We start from the raw sequence: 21,392 nt of genomic DNA, 5'->3' as shown, positions 1-21,392 counted from the left end.
GTGCCTTCCTAGGGCCTGTCTGACAATTCCCTCCCCCAGCCTCCGGCCGGGAGGTGCCCCCAGCCCCACGACGCCTGGCACGCACTCTCGCCGCACCGGGCACCAGGCCAAGTACGTCCAGTACGAGGCCTAGCACCCGCCACTCCCCCAGCCTCCGGCCGGGGGGACCCCCAGAGCACGCACCAGACGCCGCGGGGCCGCCCTTCGGGCGACGACGGGAATTGTCAGACAGGCCCTAGCGTCCGGCGGGCCCGGGCGCCAGGTGTTGCGGCGCGCGGGCCCGCCGCCAGTTGCGTGGCGTACTCAGTGAGACAGGGCGTCCAGCAGGCGGTCGACGTCTCCGGCCGTGTTGTAGAGGTGGAAGGAGGCCCGCAGATTGCCGGCCCGGTCGGAGACTTCGATGCCCGCCGCGTGCAACTCGGCCTGCCGGAAGCCGAGTTCGGGAACAGAGACGATCGGGGAGCCGGGCGCCGGGATCGGTTCACGGCCGAGGGAGGCCAGGCCCGCGCGGAAGCGATCGGCGAGCGCCAGGTCGTGGGCGCGGACGGCGGCCGGGTCCAGTTCCTCGATGAGGGCGAGCGATTGGCGGGCGCCCGCGTACGCGATCAGGCCGGGTGATTCGTCGAACCGGCGGGCGGAGCGGGCCAGTTCGGTGACGGGCCCGTAGCAGCTGTCCCACGGCTTCTCCCCCGCGACCCAGCCGCCGAAGACGGGCGTCAGCTCGTCCGGGTCCTCGGGTCCGACGAAGAAGACCGCGCCGCGCGGGCAGGTGAGCCACTTGAAGGCGACGGCGGCCATGTAGTCGGCGCTCGTCGCGTACTCGTCGAGCGGGAACCAGCCGGCGGCCTGCGAGGCGTCGACGTAGAGGCGGGCCCCGTGGGCGCGGGTGGCGGCGCGCAGGGCCACCGGATCCACGACCCGGCCGTCCGCCGACTGGGCCGCGCTGACGGCGACCAGGGCGGTGCCGGGCCGGACCGACTCGGCGAGCGCGTCCAGCGGGACGGTGCGGACCCTGAGGTCCCCGCGGACGTGGAAGGGGTTGATCGTGGAGCTGAACTCGCCCTCGGCCACGAGGACTTCGGCGCCTGCGGGCAGCGACGCGGCGATCAGCCCCGTGTACACGGCGACGGAGGCGCCCGTCGCGACCCGGGCCACCGGGACCCCGGCGATCCGGGCGAAGGCGGCGCGGGCCTCCTCGACGTCGGCGAAGAGGGAGTCGACGGGGCGACCCTGCGCCATGGTGTCGATCGCGATGCGCATCGCGTCGGCTGCCCGCGCGGGCAGCAGCCCCGAGCTGGCGGTGTTCAGGTAGGTGGTGGCCGGGGCGTACTGCGCGCGGACGACGTCGAGATCCAGGGCGGGGGCGGCGGGCGGGTGTGCACCGGTTGTCTGCATGGTTCCACCCTGCCCCGCCGCCGCGCGGCTCAGGCCTGGACGCCCGTCCCCTGCCGCTCAGGTCTGGGGAACCGCGCAGCCGTCCGGGCCGCACGCGTCGCCGCCGGTGGTGCCGTCGAGGACGGTGAGCGGTGAGCGGTTCTCCCACGCCTGGGTGAGGGCCTGGGTGAAGACCTCGGCGGGCTGGGCGCCGGAGACGCCGTACTTGCGGTCGAGGACGAAGAACGGCACGCCGGTCGCGCCCAGCTCGGCGGCCTCGCGCTCGTCGGCGCGGACCTCGTCGGCGTAGGCGTTCCCGTCGGCGAGCACCTCGCGGACCTCGGTCTCGTCGAGTCCGGCGTCGACGGCCAAGCGCACCACGTGCTCCTCGTCGGCGAAGACGGAGCCCGCCTCGGCGAAGTTCCCGCGGTACAGGGCGTCGATCATGGCGTCCTGGACGCCCCTGGCCCTGGCGAGGTGGAGCAGGCGGTGCAGGTCGAAGCTGTTGCCGTAGTCGCGGCCCTCGGTGAGGTAGGGCAGGCCGAGCGCCTGGGCCTGCTGCCCGAGGCCCTGCTCGTTGGCGGCGGCCTGGGCCTCGGGGATGCCGTACTTCTTCGCGATGTGCGGGACGACGAGGCCGGTGTCGCCCTTGGCGATGGTCGGGTCGAGCTCGAAGGAGCGGTGGACGACCTCGACCTCGTCCTTGTGCGGGAAGGCGTCGAGGGCCTGCTCGAACCGGGATTTGCCGATGTAGCAGAACGGGCAGTTGATGTCGGTCCAGATCTCGACGCGCATGAGGTTTCTCGCTCCGGTTGGGGTACGGCACGGGGGGTGCCCTGCGCCGTACCTCAACCGGATGGTCCCTCCGCTCATTCCCCGCGGCTCGGTCCCGGCAGGTCAGGAGCCGTCGCGCAGCTCCCGCGGCGCGTGCGGACGCAGCTCGATGCGGTCGTAGCGGACCTCGCACCCCTCGCCCACCGGTGACTGCGCGAGGAAGCCGACCAGGGCCGCGCCCGCGGACTTCTCGTCGCCGAGGGAGAAGACGCGGACGAACGTCCACCTCTCGCCGTCGGTCGAGGCGTGGAAGGCGAAGGCCGGGCCGGTGCGGCTGATCCGCAGCCAGACCGAGGAGCCCGGGACCACGAAGGAGTTCGCGTCGTCGGAGCGTCCGCGGGTGACGACGGTGCAGATCGTCGGCTCGTCCGGGGAGCGCTCGAAGCAGAGCTTCGCCCACTCCCGGTCCCCCACGTGGAGGTAGAGGACGCCCGCGTCGAACGCGGCCGCGAAGCCGACCGTGACTCGCGCGATCAGTTGGAAGTCGCCTTCCGGCGCGCCGAGCAGCCGGGGCGCGTCGGAGGCCGGGTCCAGGGCGTCGCCGCCCGGCGGCACGAAGCGGTCCTGCCGGGCGCCCGCCCGGCCGGTGAGCACGCCGTCCGCGTACGACCAGTGCCCGTCGGGGCCGTGGGCGCGCAGCGGGAAGGGCAGTTCGGGCAGGTGGAGTTCCATCGTGCTCAGTTCTCCAGGCGGCCGTTGTAGCGGCGCGGCAGGCCCAGCGGGTTGTCGTCGCGCAGCTCCGGGGGGAGCAGGGCCTCGGGGGTCGTCTGGTACGAGACCGGGCGCAGCCAGCGCTCGATCGCGGTGCCGCCGACCGAGGTGGAGGTGGAGGTCGTCGCCGGGTAGGGGCCGCCGTGGTGCTGGGCGGGGGCGACGGCGACGCCGGTCGGCCAGCCGTTGACCAGGACGCGGCCGGCGATCGGGGTCAGCTCGGCGAGGATCTCGGTGCCGCGGCCCTCACCGGCGGCCTCCTCGGTGGAGAGCTGGACGGTGGCCGTGAGGTTGCCGGGCAGCCGGGAGAGGACGGCCGTGATCTCGTCCGGCGTCTCGTAGCGGGCGACCACGGTGACCGGGCCGAAGCACTCCTCCAGGAGCAGGTCGTGCGCCCCGCCCTCGGTGGCGAGCTTCGCGGCCGGGACCGTGAGGAAGCCGGGGCTGACGGTGTGCTCGCCGCCCGCGCCGGGCGTCACCGGGGCGTCCACGTCCGGGAGCTGCGCCCGCTCGGCGACGCCCGCGACGAAGTTCTCCCGCATGCGGTGGTCGAGCAGGACACCCGCGGCCGTGGAGCTGACGGCGGCCGTGAGGGACTTGACGAGGCTGTCGCCCGCCTCGCCGCTCGGGGCGAGGACGAGGCCCGGCTTCACGCAGAACTGGCCGACGCCCAGGGTCATGGAGCCCGCAAGGCCCGTACCGATCTGCTCGGGGCGCTCGGCGGCGGCCGCCTCGGTGATCACGACCGGGTTGAGGGAGCCCAGCTCGCCGTGGAAGGGGATCGGCACCGGGCGGGCCGCGGCGGCGTCGAAGAGCGCGCGGCCGCCGCGGATGGAACCGGTGAAGCCGGCCCCCGCGACCAGCGGGTGCTTGACCAGCTCGACGCCGGCCTCGAAGCCGTGCACGAGGCCGAGCACGCCCTCCGGGATGCCGTGCTGGACGGCGGCCCGGCGGATGACGGAGGCGACCAGCTCGGAGGTGGCCGGGTGGTCCGGGTGCGACTTGACGACGACGGGGCAGCCCGCGGCGAGCGCGCTCGCGGTGTCACCGCCGGGCACGGAGAAGGCGAAGGGGAAGTTCGACGCCGAGTAGACGGCGACGACGCCCAGCGGGATCTTGTAGCGGCGCAGGTCGGGGATGGGCGGGGTCGCGGTGTCGTCGGGGTGGTCGATGACGACGCCGAGGAAGGCGCCCTCGTCGACGACCTTCGCGAACGCCCGCAGCTGGAAGCTCGTACGGGCGAGTTCGCCGGTGAGCCGGACCGGGCCGAGGGCGGTCTCCGCGTCGGCGGCCTCGACCAGGTGGTCCTTGGCCTCGTCGAGCAGGTCGGCCGCGGTGCGCAGGAAGGCCGCGCGGACGGTGCGGTCGGTGAGGGCGGAGCGGGCTCCATGGGCGGCGCGGACCGCTTGGTCCACCTCATGGGCCGTGGCCTCGACCGCGACCTGCTCCCGCTGCTTCCCGGTTCGGGGGTCGACACTCCAGACTGGTGCTGCTGCCACGGCGAATTCCTCCAGCTTTTCTCGCGGCTCGCCGGACGGGCCGCGAGGGTCGTTCGATATACTGAACGCTGTCTCTGATGATGAACTGTACGGAGACTATTTCTCGTCGAACGAAGGGGTCAAGGGCGATGTCGGCAGGCGAGACGGGGGCCGTTGCGGGCACTGCAACGGGGGGCGCGCAGGTCAAATCGGCGGTGCGCACGGTCGAACTGCTCGAATACTTCGCCGGGCGCCCCGGCATGCACTCCCTCGCGGCGGTCCAGGAGGCCGTCGGGTACCCGAAGTCGAGCCTCTACATGCTGCTGCGTACGCTCGTCGAGCTCGGCTGGGTGGAGACGGACGCGACCGGGACGCGGTACGGGATCGGGGTGCGGGCTCTGCTCGTCGGGACGTCGTACATCGACGGTGACGAGGTGGTGGCCGCGGCGCGGCCCACGCTCGACCGGCTCTCCGACGACACCACGGAGACCATCCACCTGGCGCGGCTCGACGGCACGAACGTGGTCTATCTGGCCACCCGCCAGTCGCAGCACTACCTGCGTCCCTTCACGCGCGTGGGACGGCGCCTTCCCGCGCACTCCACGTCGCTGGGCAAGGCGCTGCTCGCCACGCACACCGACGAGCAGGTCCGCAAGATGCTCCCGGAGACGCTGCCCGCGCTGACGGAGCACACGATCACCGACCGCGAGAAGCTCATCGAGGAGCTGCACGCGGTGCGGGAGCAGGGCTTCGCGGTGGACCGCGAGGAGAACACGCTGGGCCTGCGCTGCTTCGGCGTCGCCATCCCGTACCGGACGCCCGCCCGGGACGCGATCTCCTGCTCGGTGCCGGTGGCGCGCCTGACGCCCGCGCACGAGCAGATGGTGAAGGACGCCCTCTTCGACGCCCGGGACCGGCTGACCCTGGCCACCCGCCGCCTCTGACGTCCGGCTCGTGCGAGCTTCTCCGGCTCGTGAGAGATTTCTGAGAAAAACCGGTCCAACGGAACGAATCGCTCCGGGCCGCTCGTCCTTGTCTGCGGGATGAACAAGACGATCAGGCGCGCCTCCGTCTTCAGTCTGCTCCTCGTGCTCGCTCTGCTGATCAGGGCGACATGGGTGCAGTTCTACGACGGTCAGGCCCTCGCGGACAACGACAAGAACCGGCGGAACACGATCGCGCAGTACGCGTATCCGCTCGGCGACATCATCGTGGGCGGAGAGGCGGTGACGGGCTCACAGAGGACAGGTGGCGGCAGCGACCTGAAGTACAAGCGGACCTACAAGGACGGCTCCTTGTACTCGGCGGTCACCGGTTTCACCTCGCAGGTGTACGGCTCGACGCAGCTGGAGGCCCTGTACCAGGACGTGCTCGACGGCACGGACAGCCGGGTGCGGAACCCCGTCGACACGCTCACCGGCAAGCACTCCGCCCCCGGTGACGTGGTCACGACCATCGACCCGGGCGTGCAGAAGGCCGCCGCCGAGGCGCTCGGCGACACGAAGGGCGCCGCCGTCGCGATCGATCCGCGGACGGGGAAGATCCTCGGCATGGTGTCGTCGCCGTCGTACGACCCCTCGAAGATCACCGGCTCGGGCACGGCGGACGCCGAGGCGTGGAAGAAGCTGTCGGACGACAAGGACGTGCCCACCATGAACCGGGCCCTGAAGCAGGCGCTGCCGCCGGGCTCCACGTTCAAGCTGGTGGTCGCCGCGGCCGCCCTGGAGGACGGGCTGTACACGTCGGTCGACGACAGGACCGACTCCCCGAACCCCTATCTGCTGCCGGGGACCAGCACGTACCTGAAGAACGAGAGCGCGAGCGCGCCCTGCGAGGACGCCTCCATCCGCACCGCGTTGCAGTACTCGTGCAACAACGTGTTCGGCAAGATGGCCGTCGAGCTGGGGCAGGACAAGGTCAGGGCGATGGCCGAGAAGTTCGGCTTCGACGACAAGAAGCTGGACGTGCCCGTGCGCGCCGCCGAGAGCGTCTACCCCTCCGGCATGGACAAGGCGCAGACCGCGCTCTCCGCCATCGGGCAGTTCGACGTGACGGCCACGCCGCTGCAGATGGCGATGGTGTCCGCGACGATCGCCAACGGCGGCGAGCAGGCCGCCCCGCACATGGTCTCCGAGGTGACGAACGCCGACGGTGACGCCGTCAAGAGCTACCCGGACTCCGACAGTGAGCGGGTCGTCAGCGAGTCGACCGCCTCGCAGCTCCGGTCGGCGATGGAGACCGTCGTGACGAAGGGCACCGGCACCAACGCGCAGATCTCCGGGGCGACCGTGGGCGGCAAGACGGGCACGGCCCAGCACGGCGAGAACAACAGCCAGACGCCGTACGCCTGGTTCACGTCGTACGCGAAGGACGACTCGTCCGGCAAGGAGGTCGCGGTGGCCGTGGTCGTGGAACAGTCGGGCGCGGCGCGCTCGGAGGTCAGCGGCAACGGCCTTGCGGCGCCGATCGCGAAGGCGATGATGACGGCGGCGCTGAAGGAGTGACCGCCCGAGCGCCAGGGGCGCCGTGAAGTCCTCCCCCTTGCGCGGAATACCGCTCTCCGGAACCCTTTCCTCCGCCGGATACGAAATCCCGCACGACCTTCGAGAGGTCGTACGCAACGCTGGTACGCTCTCGCATCCCGTCGAGCCGCACAGTGAGGGGAGGGATCCGCGTGAGCACCGTCGTGGACGACGACGCCTCCGCCGAGTTCCAGGCCTTCTTCGAACGGCACCACTGCGAACTCGCCCGGCTCGCCCACCTGTTGACGGGTGAGCCGGACGCCGCCGACGATCTCGCGGCGGACGCCCTGCTCGCACTCTGGCACCGCTGGGACCGGGTCAGGGACGCCGATCACCCGGTGGCGTACGCCCGCGGCGTCGTCGCCAACCTCGCCCGCACCCGGATCCGCAGCGCGGTCCGTGAGCGGCGGCGCGTCGCCCTGTTCTGGTCGGGCCGGCAGGAGCGGGCCGAGGACCCCGACGTGCCGGCCGTCGTCGATGTGCAGGGCGCCCTGCGTGAACTCCCGTTCCGCAAGCGGGCGTGCGTGGTGCTGCGGCACGCCTTCGACCTGTCGGAGAAGGACACCGCGCTCACCCTCGGCATCTCGGTGGGTACGGTGAAGAGCCAGACGTCGAAGGGCATGGCCGAGCTGGAACGGCGGCTCGGGCCCGACGAGCAGGGCGGGCGGACGCCGCGCCACGTGCGGGCGATCGGGGCGACGGCGGAAGGGGGCCGGCGGTGAGCCACGAAGTGCGGCAGCGGCTGCGCGACGCCGCCGGCGCGCACCGTCCCGACCGGGAGCGGATGCTCGCCCGGATCGAGCGCGGCATGTCCGAACCGCACCCGGCCCGGCCGGAGCGGCGCCGGCCCGCCGCCGGCTGGGTGCGGATCGCAGGGGCCACGGCCGGGGTCGCCGGGGTGCTGGCCGTGGGCGGGTTCGCGGTCGGCGGCGCGCTGCGCCAGGACGACGGGCCGCGCCAGACGGTCGCCGTGACCCCGACGCCCACGGCTGTGCCGACGCCGACGACGGACGCCACCTCGCGGGCGCCCGCCGCCACCGCCACCGCCGACGGGCCGCTGTGGTCGGACGGGTCGGTCGACCCCGGTTCGAACGACTACTGGGCGCAGAGCGACATCACCTTCAAGACCAGGCGTCAACTGTCGGCGCTGACCGTGGAGTTGCAGATCGCGCAGACCGGGAAGGTCTCCGACACCGGCAACTGGCGCTCCCTGTCCGCGGAGGACTTCACGGTGTCCGTCGCCGAGCGGGACGGGTTCCTGGTCTACCGGTGGGTCCTGAAGGAGGGCCGCACGGTGCCGCCCGGGCAGTACGTGTTCGCCGGGCAGTACGACCACGCCCAGGGCGGCCGGGACGCGGGCGACGACACGTACTCCGTGACGGCACGGACGGCGAAGGGCGACCGGGCCGCCGTGGGCGGGGGCTTCGCCTAGGGCCTGCACGGGCCGCACCGGGCATCCGGACCGGCACCGGTTCGAGAGGGCGGCAACCTTTCCCGGCGGCCCGGCGACTACCGGGCATGACCAAGAAAGCCGACCGATCCCCACACACGCACCGCCGCCGCGTCTCCCGCCGCCGGGCCACCCTCGGCGGACTCGCCGCGCTGACCCTCACCGGCGCCGCCCTCGCCACGACCGGCATGCTCACCCCCGCAAGGGCCGCGACCGCCTGGCCGACGGCCACCGGCACCCAGGCCGTGAGCAGCAGCATCTCGGTGTCGGGCACCTACGACGGCTCCTACAAGCGGTTCTACGGCTCCGGCGACCTCGGCGGCGACGGCCAGGAGGAGGGCCAGGACCCGATCTTCAACCTGAAGGACGGCGCCACCCTGAAGAACGTCATCATCGGCTCCCCCGCCGCCGACGGCGTGCACTGCGCGGGCACCTGCACCCTGCAGAACATCTGGTGGGAGGATGTCGGCGAGGACGCCGCGACCTTCAAGGGCAAGTCCACGTCGTCCGTCTACACCGTGTACGGCGGCGGCGCGAAGAAGGCGTCCGACAAGGTCTTCCAGTTCAACGGCGCGGGCAAGCTCGTCATCACCAAGTTCCAGGTGTCGGACTTCGGCAAGCTGGTCCGCTCCTGCGGCAACTGCTCGACGCAGTACAAGAACCGCAACATCATCGTCAACGACGTCGACGTGAGCGCCCCGGGCAAGTCGATCGTCGGCATCAACTCCAACTACGGCGACACGGCCGCCCTGCGCAACATCCGCATCCACGGCGACAGCAGCAAGAAGATCAAGCCGTGCATCCGCTACAACGGCAACAGCACCGGCGCCGAGCCCACCGAGGCCGGCAGCGGCCCCGACGGCACGTACTGCCAGTACACCGCCTCCGACCTGACCTACGACTGAGCCGTCGCCGGGCGCCGGCGCAGGCCGGCGCCCGGCATCCGTCAGCCCACGAAGTACGTCGGGTTCGGGAACTTGTACGTCTTGTCCGCGTGGCCGCCGTCGAGGTCGGACTGCTGGTCGCCGAAGTTGCCGACGATGTCGTAGCCGAGCGACTCGATGTGCTTGCGGGTGCCGGACTTGTACTGCACGGTCGTGCACTTCCAGGCACCGGCGGTGGCGCAGCCGCCGAGGTAGGCGGGCGGGTTGTCGGCGTTCTTCAGGAAGATGTGGCGGGCGTCGAGGTTGCTGTCGATGCCCACCTTCTTGAGGTTCTCGACGGCCGAGGCGCGCTGCGACTCGTTGAGCCCCGAGTTGTAGAAGACCTCGACGCCCTTGCTCTCGGCGTACTCGATGAGGGCGGGGGTGCCGAAGACCGCCGGACGGTCGGCCTCGGCCACGTAGGCGGCCCATGTGGCGCTGTTGTAGACGTAGTTGGTGGACACCTCGTAGTCGAGGCTGAGCAGCAGTGTGTCGTCGATGTCGAAGACGACCGCCGGTTTGGCGTGGTGGTGCTTCGCCTGCTTCGCCGCCTTGGCGATGTCCTTCCTGGCGCCCGCCTCGATCCGGGCCAGATCGTCGGCGTAGGCGCTGTCGGGCGCGGCCTGCCAGGTGCCGTCGGCGTCCTGGGTGGCGCCGTAGTACGTCTTGATGTCGCCGACCAGCCTGCCGATGTTGTACGGCTCGGCGGTGGTGCGCGCGGTGGGGGCGTCGGCGCCCGCCGCGCCGGTGCCGTACAGGGCTCCGCCGGCCAGGGCGCACACGGCGGCGATACCCGCGACTCTGATGGACTTCCGCATGAATCGTTTCTCCGGATCATGGCCCGAAACGGCCGTCGGTAGCAGGAGCCCCTTTGTCTACGCGCATCACACGGGCGTGCGCGAGAGGGTTTACGCGATCGATATACGATCCGTTCCTGCGTTCCCGGACCCGTCGGCCGATCCATTGCCCACCCATGGCAGCCGCTTGACCTGGGCTTGGAGGGCTCCGCCCTAGGCTCGTTGACTGCACACGCCAACGACAAGAGCGCGGAGCGGCGCCCCGCCCGCGCGAAGGAACCCCGTGGACCAGCAGTTCACCGTCGCCGCCTCGACGCACGGGCCGTCCCCCGTGCTCCTCACCGTTTTCGCCGTGGGCGGCGTCGTCGCCCTGGGGGCGGGACTGAGCTGGGCCCTCGACATACGGGGGCTCGCCGTCCGGCGCTCCCAGCCCGTGGGACAGCTGCGGTTCCTCGGCGCGATGCTGGCCTGCGCCGGGGTCGTCCTGCTGGTCATCGCCTACGTTCTATGGCACCTGGGGTAGCGCGGAGACCTCACGCATACGGCCGCCAGTCGCCGAGGTAGCTCTCGCGGGTGTGCAGCGCGGCTTGTTCGCGGCTGAGCTGCGGGCGCTCGGCGGGCACCGGGATCGCCGCGCCCGGGCCGCAGTTGCGGTACTCGGCGAAGCGCTGACTCTGCCACGGGTAGGCGTCGGACATGTTCGTGTAGGGCGCGGCCGCGTCGATGCCGGAGCCGATGCGGGTGTCGCGGACGGTGAGCATCGGGCGGGCCGTGGTGTCGGAGCTGGGTACCCACGGGCGGGCCAGTTTGTAGGAGGCGTCCGGGGCCGCGGAGCTGATCCGGGAGCGGATGACGAGGTAGCCGCGCGGGTTGGCGCCCGCGGTGGACGGTGCGAGGACGAACCCGTAGGGGGCGCCCGGCAGGTCGGTGCGGGGCAGCGTACGGAAGTGGCAGTGGTCGAAGACGGCGGTGCCGCGCCCGAAGACGAAGTCGACGTCCCCTTCGGCGTAACAGCGGTGGAAGTACTGGCGGGCGAACGTGGTCAGCGCGGCCGAGTCGGCGTACAGGGTGTCCTGGTGGCCCAGGAAGCGGCAGTCGAAGAAGGCCGAGCGGTCGCCCATGACCTTGACGGCGACGGCCTGGGTACCGGTGACGCCCGGGTGGTCGGCGCGCAGCCAGTCGTTGGCGAAGGTGATGCCCCGCGCCGTGAAACCGTCGGCGCGCAGGGTCACGGTGGCCGAGCCCGTGGTGCCGTACGTGCCCGAGCCGTCGGGTCTGGGCGTGCCCGCCGCGTTGTCGTACACGATGACGGTGCGGCGCGGGTCGCCGGCCGCGCCGATCCAGGTGGCGCCGGTGGCGGTAAGGGGGGCGGAGACGGTCTCCCGGTAGACGCCGGGGGCGATGACGAGGGTCCGGCCGGCTCCTTCGGCGGCGGTCACGGCGGCCTGGACCGTGGTGAAGTCCCCGGCGCCGTCCCGGTCGACGTAGAGGGTGCGGGCGTCCAGGCGGCGCGCGGGCGAACCGTAGGGACCGAAGGGGCGGCGGGGCCGCGCGACGGCGGGGGTGGTGGCGAGAGCGACCGCGAGGGCGGCTCCGGCGCCGGTGGCGAGGAACGCCCGCCGCGGCAACGGCGGTCGGGGGTGCTCAGGGGACATACCGGTGCTCCTTGGTGCGGCTCGGAGCGGGGGCCGGCCGGCCCCCGCCGGGGGCGCGTGGGGACCGGGCGGCCGGTCCCCGCGCGCTCGCGGACGACAACAGCGCTCAGCGGAGGCGATCCGCCCCGGCGCCCCGGGCCACGACCCGGGGTACGGCCTTCGCCGGGTCCACCTGCGTACGCAGCGTCGGCTTCCAGCCGGCGCCCGAGGCCAGCGGGGTGTCCGGGTGGGCGGCGTTGAAGGCGGCGACGAGGTCGGTCCTGGCCCCGTTCACGACGTTGCCCTCGGCGGTGAGCGGGGAGTCGCTCCACCGGTAGAGGACCGACGCGGCGTCGATGCCCTTCGGCAGGGTGAAGGCGTTCTTCTCGGCGACGAGCCGCGATGTGAACCCGATGCCGAAGGCGTACGCGAAGTCACCGTTCGCGACATAGGAGTTGTTGTACACGTCGACCTGTCCGAAGCGGACGCGCGGGGCGCGCTCGACGAGGTTCCTGAACAGGTTGTGGTGCAGGGTGACGCGCAGCTTGCCCTCGTCGGTGGCGCCCGCGCTGTCGCTGTTGCCGATCATCAGCGTCTTGTCGTGGTCCTCGAAGACGTTCCAGGACGCGGTCACGTAGTCGGCGCCCCTGACGACGTCGAGCTCACCGTCGTGCTGCTGGTAGATCCGCCCGTAGTACGAGGGCAGCGTCGAGTCGGGGTGGGCGCCGTCGGTGAACGTGTTGTGGTCGAGCCAGACGTGGGTGGCGTTGTAGACGACGGCCGCGTCGTACTCGGAGTTCCAGTTGCCGGTGTCGCCGTCGGTCGGGTCCCACTGCGGGAAACAGTCGAGCGGGGACTCCAGGGTCAGGCCGCGCACGATGACGTTGTCGACGCCGTTGATCTGGAGGCTGCCGCCGACGATGCCGGCGCCCTTGCCGACGCCGATGATCGTGGTGTTGGCGGGGACGGCCGCCTTGATGGCCTTGGCCTGCGCGGTGGCGGACTGGTTGCGCAGGTACTCCTGGGTGCCGGCGGTCGCCTTCTCGCCCTCCAGGTCCTCGTCGTAGCCCCATACGGCGGGGTCGTAGGCGGCGAGGTACTTCTCGAAGTCGTAGCCGGCGACGGCGAACTCGGAGCAGTCCGCGCCGTCCGCGTCGAGGACACCCTTGACCTTGATGATCCGCGGGGCGGTGCCGCTCTCGGCGAGGGCCGCTTTGAAACCGGCCCAGGTGGTGACCGTGTACACGCGGCTCGCGGCGGCGCCGCCCGTGGTGCCGGTCGTCGCCGAGCCCCAGCCGTCGCCGGCGGCCAGCGTCCGGCGGGCGGGGTCGTGGCCGTGCGCCTGGGCGGTACCGGTGGCGGTGACGGCGAGGACGAGGGCGGTGCAGCCCACGATCCCGGCCATGACACGGCCATGACATCTCGGTGCGTTCACTGTGCGCTCCTTGCGGGTTTCGGTACGTCTCAGGGTTCGGGGACTCCCGGGGACGGGAGCCGGGCCATGGACGGAAGTCAGGCCGGGGTGGTGCCGGGCAGCCAGGTCAGCCGGGACCGCCAGACCTCGGAGAGTTCGTCGACGGCGTCGCCGAGGCGGCGCACGTCGCGTGCGGGCAGCACCCGGCGGCGCAGCAGCTCACCGGCGACGAGCCGGGCCACGGCGATCGCGCCGGGCGGGTTGGCGTGCGTGTTGTCCTGCTCGGTGGCGGTCCAGTTGAAGTAGACCTTCGTCCTCTCCACGCCGAGCCGCTGCCACAGGGCGAGGGAGAGCGCCTGGATGTCGAGGAGCGCGACGCCCTCCTGCCGGGCCAGGGCCCGCATCGCCGCCGGGTAGTCGCCGTGGGTCGGCAGCGCGGTGCCGTCGGCGTCGAACTTCCTGCGCTCGACGGAGGTGGCGAGCACCGGCCGGGCGCCTGAGGCCCGCGCCCCTTCGACGTAGCGCCGCAGATACTCCTGGTACGTCGACCAGGGCTCGGTGTAGCGCGCGGGGTCGGCGCTCTTCTCGTCGTTGTGCGCGAACTGGATCAGCAGGAGGTCGCCGGGGCGGATCGCGGCGAGGATCGCGTCCAGGCGGCCCTCGTCGGCGAAACTCTTCGAACTGCGGCCGTTGACGGCGTGGTTGGCGACCTCGACCCGCGAGGAGAGGAAGAACGGCAGGGCCATGCCCCAGCCGGTCTCCGGTTCGGCGTCGGCGTACTTCTGGGCGGCGGTGGAGTCCCCCGCGATGAACAGGGTCCGGCTGCCGTCCTTCCTGCCGTCCGGGGCGGGCCGGGCGGCCGCCGGGGACGCGGCCGCCGCGGCCAGTGGCAGTCCTGCGAGCGCGGCCAGGGTCGCTCTTCGGGTGGTCGACACGACGATGTGCCGTCCTTTCGTCGACGTACGGGGTGGGGTGGAGGGTCCGGCGGCGGGAGTGGCGGGACAGGTGACATCCCGCCGCCGGACCGGTCGGCCGGGCGCGGCGGCCCTACTTGGCCTGCGCCTTCCACTCGTCCTGCGCCTTGTTCAGCTGCTCGGCGAGCGTGTCGAGGAACTTCTTCGCCGACTGCTTGCCGAGCATCACCTTCTGCAGGTCGTCCTCGTTGTCGGCCTTGGAGATGGTGTTCCAGTCCGGCAGGTAGTACGGCAGCTGCACGATCTTGGTGGAGCCGGACGTCAGGGCCTCGGCGGCGAGCCGGGTCGGCTCGGACTTGCGCACCCAGGCGTCCTTGGCGGCGTCGGTGTTGGCCGGGATCTGCTTGGCCGACTCGTTCCACTTGCTGTTCTCCGCGTGGGAGGCGGCGAACTCGATGAACTTCCAGGAGGCCTGCTTGTTCTTGCTGGACTTGAAGAGGCCGAGCCCGTCGACGGGGTTGGAGACCTGGACGCGGGTGCCGTCGTCCCCGGTCGGGTTGGGCAGCCCGCGGAACTTGTCGCCGAACGCCTTCACGTGGTCGCCGTAGGAGCCCAGGTTGTGGCTGAGCATGCCGATCTGACCGCTGTCGAACTGCGCGACCATCTTGGTGAAGTCGTTGTTGACGTCGGCGGAGGGCGTGGCCTTCTTGTACAGGCCGACGTACTTCTCCAGCGCGGCCACGTTCTTCGGGTCGTTGACCGTGGTCTTGGTGTTGTCCGCGTCCCAGAACGTGGTGATGCCGCTCTGCCCGTACATCACGTCGAGGGCTTGGGCGATGGAGCCCTCGCCGCCGCGGATGGTGTACCCGAACCGGTTCTTGCCGGTGTCGGTGAGCTTGCCGGCGGCGTCGAAGAACTTCGTCCACGTCGTCGGCGCGGTCAGGCCGGCCGTCTTGAACAGGTCGGTCCGGTAGTACAGCACCCCGTTGTTGGCGGAGGTCGGGACGGTGAACAGCTTCGAGCCGGAGCCGCCCGCGGCCTTCACCGAGTCCACGAAGGCGTCGTTGAGCTTGCCGTTGAGGGAGCTGGTGGCGAGCCGGTCGTCGAGCGGTTCGAGGGCGTTCTGCGCGGCGATGGCGGCGAGCATCGCGGTGCCCACACCGCCGACGTCGGGCAGCCCGCCGCCCTGGATCGCGGTGTCGTACTTGGACTGCACGTTCTCGGCGGGGATGCCGACGTACTTCACCTTGATGTCGGGGTTCGCCTTCTCGAAGTCCTTGATGATCTCCATCCAGACGTCGCGGCGCACGGCCGTGTTGTTGTCCCAGAAGGTGATCTCACCCTTGCCGGAACCCTCGTCGCCCTTGTCGCCGCCGGCGCCGCTGCCGTCGTCGCCGCAGGCGGTCGCGGTGAGCGCGAGGACAGTGGTCAGGGCGAGGGCGGTGCCGGTACGGAGCGCGCCTTTGCGCATACGGATGTTCATGATCGGCTCTCTTCTTCTGGATCCGACTGAGGGTGTGACTAGCGGGTTCTGGGCGAGCCCAGGGCGGCCTGCGGGCCGGAGAACCTCTTGACCGGGGCAGACACGACGGCCGCCGGGTCGAGGTGGTAGCGGTAGAAGTCGCGGGGGTCGAAGGCGTCGCCCCGGGTGTCGGTGCGTCCGACGGTGTTCCTCAGGATCGCGCCGCGCCGCACCAGCTCGGCCGTGGCCTCCGCCTGGTAGGGGTGCTGGAGCCCGTCGTAGTAGCTGTTCTCGCGGTTGAGGTGCATCGTTGCGGCTCCCGACAAGCGAAGGGTCGATCAACGGGCAGGTCGTGCGGCTGGGGCGGGGGCGGTCAGTCGGTGGCGGCGATCCGGAAGTGCCGGAACAGGGCCGTCCCGGCGGGTCCGGGGCCGGTCGGCGCCGCCGCGAACAGGCCGAGCAGCGCCCCCACCCAGCGCCACGGCGCGGCGGCGAACACCTGGCCCGAGCGCTGGAATCCGGCGCCGTCGCCCGTGTCGACGGAGAAACGGCAGCGCGCGCCTTCGGCGATGTCGACGCGCAGCCGCGCCGTCCCCTCCGGCGCCGCGCGCCCGGCGGCGGCGTCGCGTTCGGCGTCCGCGACGGCCTCGGCGAACCGGTGCACGACGCGGGCGGTGCCGTCCCCGGCGCGTTCGAGTCCGATCCACGAGTAGGCGTCACCGAGGACCACGAGTCCGGCCCTGGCGCCGGGTGTCGTGCTGGTGAGCCGGAGGTCGACCTCGACCCGGGACGGCAGCAGCGGCAGCCGCTGGGTGAGCAGATGCGGGACGCGGCGCAGGTCGCGCACCCCCTCCGCGGACCGCACGCAGGCGAGCCGGAGTCCGTCGTCCGCGTGGGAACTGGCCCAGCCGTCACGGGGGTTGGCGGTCCACTGCCACTGCCGTCCGAAGCGGCCGCCGGGGAAGTCGTCGTCGGTGGCGGGCGCGGTCACCGGCTGGGCCGGCAGGGCGGGCTTCCGGTGTACGCGCACGGGGGCGCCGCCGTCGCCGAGGACCGGCCAGCCGGACGCGTCCCAGCGCATCGGTTGCAGATGCACGACGCGTCCGTAGGCGCCCCGCTGCTGGAAGTGCAGGAACCAGTCCTCGCCCGCGCCGGTCCGCACCCAGCCGCCCTGGTGGGGGCCGTTGATGTCGGTGTCCCCCTGTTCCAGGACGACACGCTCCTCGTAGGGGCCGAAGAAGGAGCGGGAGCGGAACGCGCCCTGCCAGCCGGTCTCCACGCTCCCGGCGGGGGCGAGGATCCAGTACCAGCCGTCGTGCCGGTACACCTTGGGGCCCTCGATGGTGAACCAGCCGGGCAGCAGGTCGCCGTCGATCAACAGCTGACCCTCGTCCAGGAGTTCGGTGCCGTCGGGGCTCATGCGGTGGCCGGTGATCCGGTTCTTGATCCCGGACCGGGACCTGGCCCAGGCGTGCACCAGGAACGCCTCGCCGCTCTCCTCGTCCCAGAGCGGACAGGCGTCGATGAGGCCCTTGCCCGCCTTGAGGAGGTGCGGCTTGGACCACGGCCCCCTGATCGAGGGCGAGTTGATCTGGAGGACGCCGTGGTCGGGGTCGCCCCAGAAGATCCAGAAGCGGCCCGCGTGGTGGCGCAGCGACGGTGCCCAGACCCCGCAGTCGTGCCGGGGCGTGGCGAACGCTTCGGCGGGTTCGAGCCGGTCGAGGGCGTGCCCGACCAGCGTCCAGTTGACGAGGTCGCGGGAGTGCAGGAGCGGCAGTCCCGGCGCGCGGCCGAAGCTGGACGCCGTGAGGTAGTGGTCGTCGCCGACGCGGACCACGTCGGGGTCGGACCAGTCGGCGGCGAGGACCGGATTGCGGTACGTCCCGTCGCCCAGGTCTCCGGTGCGCCGGTCCCCGTTCACGCGGTCACCGCCCTGCGGACCAGGGCCGCGGCGCGGGCCCGGTCGAGGCGGCCGTCGGCGACGACGGTGACGACGCGGCGTACGGCGGTGGCCCCGGCGGCGATCCGCAGGCGGGCGTCCGAGGCGAGCGAGGAGCCGACGCCCGGGTACTCCCCCGTGCGCACGAACCAGGGGTCGCGGCGGGTCTCGGCGGTGGCCCCGGCGAAGACCAGGGTCCAGCCGTCGCCCGCCAGGGCCAGCCAGTCGGCGGTGCGGCCGTGCACGGCCGCCTCGCCCTCGGCGGTCGCGGTGAAGACGGCGGGTGCGGCGGCTTCCTTGGGGGCGCGCCAGAAGAACCCGCCGTAGGCGGCGCCGGGCCGGCCGTTGGTGGCGGGGCTGCCGATGGTCAGGTCATCGGCGCCCGGGTTGGTCAGGGTGAAGGTGAGGTCCAGCGCCCAGGCGTCGGGGCCGAGCGGGGAGGCGGCGACCGTGCGCCGCTCGCGCAGCACGAGGCAGCCGCCCGCGGTCCACTCCAGGTCCTCGACGAAGCCGTCCGGGTCGCACAGCTTGAATTCGAGGTGCCGCTGCTCGCCGTGGTTGTCGAGGGCGGTGGGGCCCTGGCCGCGGACGTAGGTGCGACCGCCCCAGAAGTTGTACCCGGCGACGTCCGGCACGGCGACGCTCACCCCGAGGTGGTGGACGTGGTCGGCGGGGGCGAACTCGGTGACCGGGGTGCCGCCGAGGGTGTGGACCGGGTGCAGGCACGGCCGGGGCGCCAGGTCGTGCCCGACGTCGGGGCGCAGGTCGTAGCGGGCGACGGGGCGGCCCCCACAGCTCAGCGTCAGGGGTGCGGTGGCGAGTCTGCTCACGATGCTGCCTCCAGTCCTGGCCGGGCCCAGTCCGCTCCGAGCTCGGCGTATCCGGTGAGGGAGTCGGCGCTTGCGGCGACCAGTCCGTCGATGCCGCGCACGACGCGGCGGACGGTGCCGACGCCCGCGCCGGGCGCGGTGGTCCACGCCCCGGCGGGCAGGGGGCGGGGGTCGGGGGCGCTGCGGATCGCCTCGACGACGCGCATGAAGGCGCCGGTCGAGGCGGGCGGCGCCAGGAGTTCCGTGCCCGCACTCAGGTGGTCGAGGAGGTTCTCCAGGAGGTCCGTGCGCCCGTGCACGGTCTCCTGCGGGCCGTGCCCCGCGCGTTGCACGAGGACCCGGTCCTGCTTGTACCAGAAGGTGATCCGGCCGCGGCTGCCGTGCACGACGACGTACGGCTCGTCGGGGCGCTCGGCGCAGAGCGTCGCGGCGACGGTGACGCGTGCGCCGCCCCGCGTGGTGAGTTCGACGAACGAGGTGTCGTCGGCCTCGATGGCGTTGGCGCGGAACAGTTCGGTGCGGATGGCGGCGAGGTCGTCGGCGCCGGTCGCGCCGCCGAGGGCCAGGGCGGTGGAGACGGCGTGCGCGAGCGGGTTGGTGAGGACCCCGTCGACGACGTCGAGGTGTCCGGCGCCGGCGGGGTCGTCGAGGCGGCGGCGACCGGCCCAGGGCGCGCGCCGGAAGTACGCCTCGTCGCGCGCCCAGGCGCCGGCCGCGCCGATGCCGAGCGGTTCGCCGATGAGCCCGTCCCGGACGAGTTCCCTGATGGAGTCGATGGCGTGCGAGCCGAGCGACTGGAACCCGATCTGGCAGGCGATCCCGGCCTCGGCGACGCCCCGGGCCAGCCGCTCGTACTCCGCGTAGGACGGCGCGGGCGGTTTCTCCAGGAGGAGGTGCACGCCGCGGCGCGCGGCGGTCAGGGCCAGCTCGGTGTGGGTGGGGATCGGGGTGCAGATGATCGCGGCGCGGGCGCCGGTCGCGTCGAGCAGCGCCCCGAAGTCGTCGTCCTGGGCGACCGGGGGGAGCTGGGAGCCGAACTCCGCGAGCTCCTCGGCGTCCAGCGGCTTCAGTTCGCACACGCCGGCGAGGGTGACGCGGCCGGCGTCGGCGAGGCGTCGCAGGTTGTTCAGATGCCAGCGGCCGTGCCCGCGCGCCCCGGCGAGGACGACGGGGACGGGCTCCGTGACGTGCGGGGCGGCGCTCATCCCTTCACCGCCCCCGCGCTGAAGCCCGTCACGAGCCACTTCTGGATGAAGGCGAAGACGATCACGACGGGGACGGCCGCGACGACGCCGCCCGCGGCGAGCGCGCCGAGGTCGACGGAGTCGGCGCCCATGAGGGTCGCGAGGCCGACGGGGATCGTCTGCTTGTCCTGGTCGGAGAGGAACATCAGGGCGAACAGGAAGTGGTTCCAGCTGTGCACGAAGGCGAAGGAGCCGACCGCGATCAGGCCCGGCCGCAGCAGCGGCAGGACGACGGCGCAGAAGGCGCGGAAGCGGCCGCAGCCGTCGACCCAGGCGGCCTCCTCCAGGGAGTATGGCACGTTCTTGATGAAGCCGCTGATGAGGATCATGGTGAGCGGCAGCTGGAAGACGGTCTCGGCGATGATGACGCTGCCGAGCGAGTTGATCATCTTCAGGTTGGCGAAGATCTGGAAGAGCGGGACCAGCATCAGGGCGCCGGGGATGAACTGTGAGCAGAGCAGGGCCAGCATGAAGCCCTGCTTGACCTTGAAGTTGAAGCGGGCGAGGGCGTAGCCGCCGGCCAGCGCGACGACGGTCGTCATCAGCATCGAGGCGACGCCGACGAGCAGGCTGTTCTGGAAGAAGATCGCGAAGGACCGCTCGTTCCAGACCTTGTCGAAGTGGTCGAGGGTCAGCGGCCACGGCACCAGCGAGGTGGAGCCGGTGGGCCGGAACGCGAACAGCAGCATCCAGTAGAACGGGATCAGCGTGAAGAGGAGGTAGACGCCGAGCGGCACGTAGATCTGCCAGCGCGGCACGTCGTCGTAGGAGCGGCCCTTCTTGGGCGGGACGGCGTCGAACCGGTGCCGGTGCCGGCCCCCGGTCGTGGTGGTGGGTGCGGTGGTGGCGGTCAACTGGGCTTCCTTGACGGTCACTTGTCCTCGCCCCCGAACTTGCTCAGCCGCAGATAGACCATCGAGCAGAACAGGAGGATCACGAAGGCGATGGAGGTCAGCGCGGACGCGTAGCCGAAGTCGTGGCTGTCGACGGCGATGGAGGCGATGCGCAGCGGCAGGGTGGTCGTCTCACCCGCGGGCCCGCCGCCGGTGAGGGTGTAGAGCAGGTCGACGTTGTTGAACTCCCACACGGCGCGCAGCAGTGTGGACAGGATGATCGCGTCCTTCAGGTGCGGCAGCGTGATGTGCAGGAACTGCCGGAAGCGGCTGGCGCCGTCGACCTCGGCGGCCTCGTACAGGTCCTTGGAGACGGACTGGAGGTCGGCGAGGATGAGGATCGCGAAGAAGGGGACGCCGCGCCAGAGCTCGGCGGTGACGACGGCGGGGAAGACGGTCGCAGTGTCCGAGAGCCACGAGGTGCCGTAACTGCCCACGCCCAGGTCGGCGAGGTAGCGGGTGACGCCTGTCTGGGAGTTGTAGAGCAGCATCCAGACGGCGGAGGTGAGCACGCCGGAGACGGCCCACGGCGAGAAGACGAGCGCGCGGGCCATCGCGCGGCCCACGAACGTCTGGTTGACGACGAGTGCGAGGCCGAGGCCGAGCAGCAGCTGGAGCACCACCTGCACGACGACCCATTGGAGGCTGAAGCCCAGCGTGCTCCAGAAGTCGGGGTCGTCGGTGAACGCGGTGACGAAGTTGTCCAGGCCCGCGAAGCCGTTCCGCCACGGTTTGGTGGGGTTGTAGTGCTGAAGGCTGTAGTAGAAGACGCTGATCACGGGGTACGCGATGAAGCCCAGCATCAGCAGCCCGGCGGGGGCGATCAGCAGGTAGGGGAGCCTGCGGGGGGTGGCCGACTTGCGGCGCCGGGCGGGCGGGGCTTTCGCCACGGCAGTGGCTTGGGCCATGACGGGACTCCGTTCTTCGAAGCGCTTCGCAGACGCTGTTCGGTATATCGGCCAGGAGGTGCGGG

The 21,392-nt window shown here is 71.9% G+C and carries 20 protein-coding genes and 1 pseudogene; 6 read left to right on the top strand and 15 right to left on the bottom strand.

Annotated features, from left to right (window positions below; translation table 11 throughout):
- Positions 1-303: 303 nt before the first annotated feature.
- The 4 genes from ACZ45E_RS36695 to ACZ45E_RS36680 all read right to left on the bottom strand — a co-directional run bounded on the left by ACZ45E_RS36695 (position 304) and on the right by ACZ45E_RS36680 (position 4,418).
- Complete coding sequence (locus ACZ45E_RS36695; RefSeq protein WP_468229926.1) at positions 304-1,395, bottom strand: aminotransferase class V-fold PLP-dependent enzyme; 1,092 nt, start codon at positions 1,393-1,395, stop codon at positions 304-306.
- A 57-nt stretch (positions 1,396-1,452) separates the two neighbouring features.
- Entirely contained in the window at positions 1,453-2,169 is a 717-nt protein-coding gene (locus ACZ45E_RS36690) for a DsbA family oxidoreductase (RefSeq protein ID WP_468229924.1), read from the bottom strand.
- A 102-nt stretch (positions 2,170-2,271) separates the two neighbouring features.
- Positions 2,272-2,880 carry a DUF1349 domain-containing protein gene (locus ACZ45E_RS36685; RefSeq protein ID WP_468229921.1) on the bottom strand — a complete coding sequence of 203 codons (609 nt, stop codon included), beginning with the start codon at positions 2,878-2,880 and terminating at the stop codon, positions 2,272-2,274.
- 5 nt (positions 2,881-2,885) lie between these two features.
- Positions 2,886-4,418 (bottom strand): aldehyde dehydrogenase (NADP(+)), encoded by a 1,533-nt coding sequence (locus tag ACZ45E_RS36680; protein ID WP_468229918.1) that lies wholly within the window; start codon positions 4,416-4,418, stop codon positions 2,886-2,888.
- Between the two features lie 128 nt (positions 4,419-4,546).
- On the opposite strand from ACZ45E_RS36680, the gene ACZ45E_RS36675 reads away from it, so the two are divergent.
- From ACZ45E_RS36675 to ACZ45E_RS36655, 5 genes are all read left to right on the top strand, one after another.
- Positions 4,547-5,341, top strand: a complete 795-nt coding sequence (locus tag ACZ45E_RS36675) for an IclR family transcriptional regulator (RefSeq protein ID WP_468229915.1) — start codon at positions 4,547-4,549, stop codon at positions 5,339-5,341.
- 99 nt (positions 5,342-5,440) lie between these two features.
- Positions 5,441-6,901, top strand: coding sequence for a peptidoglycan D,D-transpeptidase FtsI family protein (locus ACZ45E_RS36670; RefSeq protein ID WP_468229912.1), 1,461 nt, complete (start codon positions 5,441-5,443; stop codon positions 6,899-6,901).
- Between the two features lie 170 nt (positions 6,902-7,071).
- A complete protein-coding gene (locus ACZ45E_RS36665) occupies positions 7,072-7,641 on the top strand; it encodes a SigE family RNA polymerase sigma factor (RefSeq protein WP_468229909.1) in 570 nt (189 codons plus the stop codon).
- Positions 7,638-8,351 (top strand): hypothetical protein, encoded by a 714-nt coding sequence (locus ACZ45E_RS36660; RefSeq protein WP_468229906.1) that lies wholly within the window; start codon positions 7,638-7,640, stop codon positions 8,349-8,351. Before ACZ45E_RS36665 ends, ACZ45E_RS36660 begins: the two co-directional genes overlap by 4 nt.
- Before the next feature lie 86 nt (positions 8,352-8,437).
- Positions 8,438-9,274: a pectate lyase gene (locus ACZ45E_RS36655; protein WP_468229903.1), complete on the top strand. Its 837-nt coding sequence runs from the start codon at positions 8,438-8,440 to the stop codon at positions 9,272-9,274.
- Positions 9,275-9,315: 41 nt separating this feature from the next.
- Here ACZ45E_RS36655 and ACZ45E_RS36650 read toward each other — a convergent pair whose 3' ends face one another.
- Positions 9,316-10,110, bottom strand: a complete 795-nt coding sequence (locus ACZ45E_RS36650; protein ID WP_468229900.1) for an HAD family acid phosphatase — start codon at positions 10,108-10,110, stop codon at positions 9,316-9,318.
- Between the two features lie 262 nt (positions 10,111-10,372).
- Between ACZ45E_RS36650 and ACZ45E_RS36645 the strand changes: the two genes are divergently transcribed.
- Entirely contained in the window at positions 10,373-10,612 is a 240-nt protein-coding gene (locus tag ACZ45E_RS36645; protein ID WP_468229897.1) for a hypothetical protein, read from the top strand.
- 10 nt (positions 10,613-10,622) lie between these two features.
- Here the strand turns inward: ACZ45E_RS36645 and ACZ45E_RS36640 are convergent, their stop codons facing one another.
- The 10 genes and pseudogenes from ACZ45E_RS36640 to ACZ45E_RS36595 all read right to left on the bottom strand — a co-directional run bounded on the left by ACZ45E_RS36640 (position 10,623) and on the right by ACZ45E_RS36595 (position 21,327).
- Positions 10,623-11,744, bottom strand: a complete 1,122-nt coding sequence (locus ACZ45E_RS36640; RefSeq protein ID WP_468229894.1) for a pectinesterase family protein — start codon at positions 11,742-11,744, stop codon at positions 10,623-10,625.
- A 106-nt stretch (positions 11,745-11,850) separates the two neighbouring features.
- The gene (locus ACZ45E_RS36635; protein WP_468229892.1) at positions 11,851-13,158 is read right to left on the bottom strand and encodes a pectate lyase family protein; all 1,308 of its coding nucleotides are present in this window, start codon (positions 13,156-13,158) and stop codon (positions 11,851-11,853) included.
- Between the two features lie 77 nt (positions 13,159-13,235).
- Positions 13,236-14,072 carry a rhamnogalacturonan acetylesterase gene (locus ACZ45E_RS36630; RefSeq protein ID WP_468229889.1) on the bottom strand — a complete coding sequence of 279 codons (837 nt, stop codon included), beginning with the start codon at positions 14,070-14,072 and terminating at the stop codon, positions 13,236-13,238.
- 112 nt (positions 14,073-14,184) lie between these two features.
- Positions 14,185-15,534, bottom strand: coding sequence for an ABC transporter substrate-binding protein (locus ACZ45E_RS36625; RefSeq protein ID WP_468229886.1), 1,350 nt, complete (start codon positions 15,532-15,534; stop codon positions 14,185-14,187).
- Positions 15,535-15,587: 53 nt separating this feature from the next.
- A pseudogene (locus tag ACZ45E_RS36620) lies at positions 15,588-15,806 on the bottom strand (hypothetical protein); the annotation flags it as partial.
- A gap of 80 nt (positions 15,807-15,886) precedes the next feature.
- Positions 15,887-17,434, bottom strand: coding sequence for a glycoside hydrolase family 43 protein (locus ACZ45E_RS36615; RefSeq protein ID WP_468229884.1), 1,548 nt, complete (start codon positions 17,432-17,434; stop codon positions 15,887-15,889).
- Positions 17,431-18,282 carry a DUF6807 domain-containing protein gene (locus ACZ45E_RS36610; protein ID WP_468229882.1) on the bottom strand — a complete coding sequence of 284 codons (852 nt, stop codon included), beginning with the start codon at positions 18,280-18,282 and terminating at the stop codon, positions 17,431-17,433. The genes ACZ45E_RS36615 and ACZ45E_RS36610 overlap by 4 nt, the downstream gene beginning before the upstream one ends.
- Entirely contained in the window at positions 18,279-19,487 is a 1,209-nt protein-coding gene (locus tag ACZ45E_RS36605) for a Gfo/Idh/MocA family protein (protein WP_468229878.1), read from the bottom strand. The genes ACZ45E_RS36610 and ACZ45E_RS36605 overlap by 4 nt, the downstream gene beginning before the upstream one ends.
- Positions 19,484-20,401, bottom strand: a complete 918-nt coding sequence (locus tag ACZ45E_RS36600; RefSeq protein WP_468229875.1) for a carbohydrate ABC transporter permease — start codon at positions 20,399-20,401, stop codon at positions 19,484-19,486. Before ACZ45E_RS36600 ends, ACZ45E_RS36605 begins: the two co-directional genes overlap by 4 nt.
- Positions 20,398-21,327, bottom strand: a complete 930-nt coding sequence (locus ACZ45E_RS36595) for a carbohydrate ABC transporter permease (protein WP_468229872.1) — start codon at positions 21,325-21,327, stop codon at positions 20,398-20,400. Before ACZ45E_RS36595 ends, ACZ45E_RS36600 begins: the two co-directional genes overlap by 4 nt.
- Positions 21,328-21,392 lie beyond the last annotated feature (65 nt).

The organism is Streptomyces sp. NPDC030991, from assembly GCF_055571235.1.
Note: the sequence above shows the minus strand (reverse complement) of the source record. Positions and strands in the feature narration are given on the sequence as shown.